This window comes from Agathobacter sp. (genome assembly GCF_977054825.1).
The window spans coordinates 1-3502 of record NZ_CDRTEH010000035.1; the positions used below are offsets into that span (position 1 = coordinate 1).

At 37.0% G+C, this 3502-nt stretch carries 5 protein-coding genes; 3 read left to right on the forward strand and 2 right to left on the reverse strand.

Annotated features, from left to right (window positions below; all coding sequences use genetic code 11):
* Window positions 1-70 precede the first annotated feature (70 nt).
* The 3 genes from ACW6PM_RS13610 to ACW6PM_RS13620 are packed head-to-tail and all read left to right on the forward strand — an operon-like array spanning window position 71 to window position 2039.
* The gene (locus ACW6PM_RS13610; RefSeq protein WP_012742863.1) at window positions 71-214 is read left to right on the forward strand and encodes a CD1871A family CXXC motif-containing protein; all 144 of its coding nucleotides are present in this window, start codon (window positions 71-73) and stop codon (window positions 212-214) included.
* Window positions 207-1094, forward strand: coding sequence for a 4Fe-4S binding protein (locus tag ACW6PM_RS13615; protein ID WP_022292390.1), 888 nt, complete (start codon window positions 207-209; stop codon window positions 1092-1094). Before ACW6PM_RS13610 ends, ACW6PM_RS13615 begins: the two co-directional genes overlap by 8 nt.
* A 42-nt stretch (window positions 1095-1136) precedes the next feature.
* Complete coding sequence (locus ACW6PM_RS13620; RefSeq protein ID WP_456057475.1) at window positions 1137-2039, forward strand: TlpA disulfide reductase family protein; 903 nt, start codon at window positions 1137-1139, stop codon at window positions 2037-2039.
* Between the two features lie 397 nt (window positions 2040-2436).
* On the opposite strand, the gene ACW6PM_RS13625 is transcribed toward ACW6PM_RS13620, so the two are convergent.
* Window positions 2437-2643, reverse strand: coding sequence for an SdpI family protein (locus ACW6PM_RS13625; RefSeq protein ID WP_456057476.1), 207 nt, complete (start codon window positions 2641-2643; stop codon window positions 2437-2439).
* Between the two features lie 533 nt (window positions 2644-3176).
* Window positions 3177-3502, reverse strand: a 326-nt coding sequence (locus tag ACW6PM_RS13630) for a hypothetical protein (protein WP_456057477.1), incomplete at its 5' end; no start/stop codon positions are given.

Below are 3502 nucleotides of genomic sequence, written 5' to 3' on the forward strand. Positions count from 1 at the left end.
TAATTTTACAACCTATATTGTATAATACCAAAGTCAGCTGGTCAACAATACAACAAAAAGGAGCAACATTATGTTGAAATACCAAAAAACATGTCAAATCATTCTGCTTATCCTTGGTGTATCCATGGTAAGCTATGGTGCAGTCAGAGGTGAGGCAGCTACCGTGCTTGGTAAAGCAATAAAACTATGTCTGGAGTGTGTCGGAATTGGATAAGAAAAAGAAATTACTATCAAAAAAGCTGGCAAAAATACGTGGATGGATACAGGCCGCAGCAACGCTGCTGACCAATATTCATATTCCGAATTTATTTAAGGGTAAAATATATCAGGGCAATGCAAAAACAGTATGTGTACCCGGATTAAACTGCTACTCCTGCCCTGCCGCGACAGGAGCCTGTCCAATAGGGGCATTTCAGGCAGTCGTCGGATCATCAAAATTTAAGTTTTCATACTACATAACCGGATTTTTTATTTTACTCGGTGTAACTCTCGGCAGATTTATATGTGGTTTTTTGTGCCCATTTGGATGGTTTCAGGATTTACTTCACAAAATACCCGGAAAGAAATTATCCACAGCCAAACTAAAGCCTCTTAGGTACCTAAAATATGTCATTCTTATTGTTTTCGTTATACTTCTTCCGATGCTTGTAACGAACTCTATAGGAATGGGAGACCCGTTCTTCTGCAAATATATCTGTCCTCAGGGTGTTTTAGAGGGTGCTATACCGTTATCTATTGGAAATGCTGCTATCCGTTCTGCGCTGGGAAAGCTTTTTTCTTTCAAGTGTATGATTTTAATTGCAGTGATTGTACTAAGTATCTTATTTTACAGGCCCTTCTGTAAATGGATTTGTCCGCTTGGAGCAATCTACTCGTTATTTAATAAGGTCAGCCTGCTCAAAATTACCGTTGATAGCAGCAAATGTGTCGGATGCGGTCAATGCTCAAAGGCATGTAAGATGGATGTGGATGTGTGTAAGACACCGGATCACCCCGAGTGCATACGCTGTGGTGCCTGCATAAAGGCCTGTCCGAAGGACGCCATCTGCTACCGGTTTATGGGAAAATCATGTCAAAAAAATGACAACAGATAACTATTAAACATTTTACTATTATTTTTAAAGGAGAAATTACTCATGAAAAACAAATTATCATTTATTTCTATTTTTACACTCTGCATAGCATTATCACTTACAGCATGCGGCGGAAAGCAAGCTTCCAACACAGATTCTAAAAACACTCAGACCGAAGTCGGCTCAGAAGCATCCGGCAAATCAGATTCCAGACTTGATGATTTATATCAGCAGGAAAATCAGCTTTTTGCAGATCACGCTGATGTGTGGAACAAGGCATTTGGCATGATGAACAAAAGTGACGCCGATCCAAACGGAAATTATGCTGATTATCTTGCCGATACCGTAGAATCAAACAAGAATTCATTCACAGACGATGAGCTTAAAACACTTAATGAGGATATTGAAACCATACGAAAAATCGAGGAACAGATAGCAGAGCTTGAAAACAAAAATACATCATCAGACAATAACAAGAAGGACAGCTCTAAAGCCTCATCTGTATTCAGTGATTTTTCCGGTGAGGATTTTGATGGCAATAAGGTTGATGACAGCCTGTTTTCTGGTAATGCAGTAACAGTCGTCAATTTCTGGTTTACCGGCTGCAAACCATGTGTCGCTGAGTTATCCAAGCTTAACGAATTAAATGATGCTATCAAATCAATGGGCGGAGAAGTGGTTGGCATCAACACTGAGACCTTCGATGGCAATAAAACAGCTATCAAAGAGGCAGCCTCTGTTCTTGAAAGCCAGGGTGTCAAATATCGTAATCTGTCTATTGACTCTTCTAGCGCTGCCGGTAAATATGCCTCAGAAATCATGGCATTTCCAACAACTATACTTGTTGACAGAAATGGCAATATTGTAGGCGAGCCAATGCTCGGCGGAATCGATAACAAGGACAACTATGATGCCCTTATGAAGCAGATTCAGTCTGTAATTGATGCAGACAGCACAAATAAATAGAGGTCTACATATAAAAAGCTCCTGTGCATTGCACAGAGAGCTTTTTTAGTCAAATATACTACTTCTTTAACGTTCCAACATAGTCTCCATTATTATATACAAATGGTCCTGCTTCTTTGTAACTGATATTATGTATCATTACTATATCAGAAGCATTCGTTTATTATGTTGCATACTTGTGTCATAGTTGTAAAATGTTCCAATATTAAATTGTATAAATAAATTGACCAACGGCAGTATTGCAGGATATTTTAACCTGTCACTGTATTAAGCAACTTTTGACTATATATTCTGTTATTTTGGCAAGTAATAATTCTTTTCGTATTCTATAATGACATCGTAAACAGAAAGGAGATGAATTTCCATGAGAAATAAATTACACAATTTTATTAATAACTTACTTAGCTTTTATGCAAGTTTCTTTACTCACAGATTTTATCAAATGTAATGTGCATAGCATAACTGCCATAATACTTACAATATACAAAACAAATGCCGCCGTACTTTCAGCAAAAAGACCGCAAAGTATACATAAAATACCTGATGTCCTCCATATCCTTCCACTAAAGCTATGAGTTACATTCCAGTTTTCTTCATCCTGCAATGTCCATACGATCCTGATTCCTATCGTATTATTCTGCTTAATCTTTGGCAGGTAATTTTCTATAACAATAAACTTGTTCCATAATAGATTAATCCAATAAATAAATCCTCTATATCTGCTCCCATATGTGTCAATTTAGCCATACCATTATATAGCAATTCACTGAAAATCCATCATTGTATAAATCTGTAATAAATAAAAATACAAAAGGCTATGACCTGCGAGGCATAAAATATAACCGAAATTAGTATTCCAAGTCGCCAATATTTCACTTTTCAAGTCGCCAATAATTACATATGGCGACTTGAGGGCAGCGTGCAACTATTTTTACACCAAATCCAGAAAATGAGCTAAAAAAAGAGACCCATACCAAAAATGATATGAGTCTCCAAAAAGCCTATAAAATCAAGCTTTCTATTTAGAACTTACCAGCCTTTGCAGCTTCCTCAACAGAAACTGCACCCCTATATAATAACGTATTTTATTGCATTTTGTGTCCTACATGAGTCCTACCCACTACTATTTAACACAGTTTATAAACACGCTTTCTGTCTGGGAACATATTTCAACGATTGCTGAACCATATGAATATATGCATCTGTCAACTCGGTTCTTTGTATCGCAATATGCTCAACTTTTGATGTTCCATACGTTTTAAATGAATTAACTCCATTTCTATAGATGCCACAGTCCAACAAATCAAGTTTGTTTAACAATTCCCATCTTGCTTGTCCTCTGCTTAATCGAAGTAATCCCCTCTTTTTAATCGTTCTAATCTGCGCAACGCTCAAATTTCTGCTCTTAGCAATATCAACAACCGGCTTTTTATAAATAAAACACTCCTTTAAAACACTCTGTT

Coding starts and splice junctions, on each gene's coding strand:
- ACW6PM_RS13620 (WP_456057475.1), top strand. CDS start 1,137: ATGAAAAACAAATTATCATTTATTTCTATTTTTACACTCTGCATAGCA.
- ACW6PM_RS13610 (WP_012742863.1), top strand. CDS start 71: ATGTTGAAATACCAAAAAACATGTCAAATCATTCTGCTTATCCTTGGT.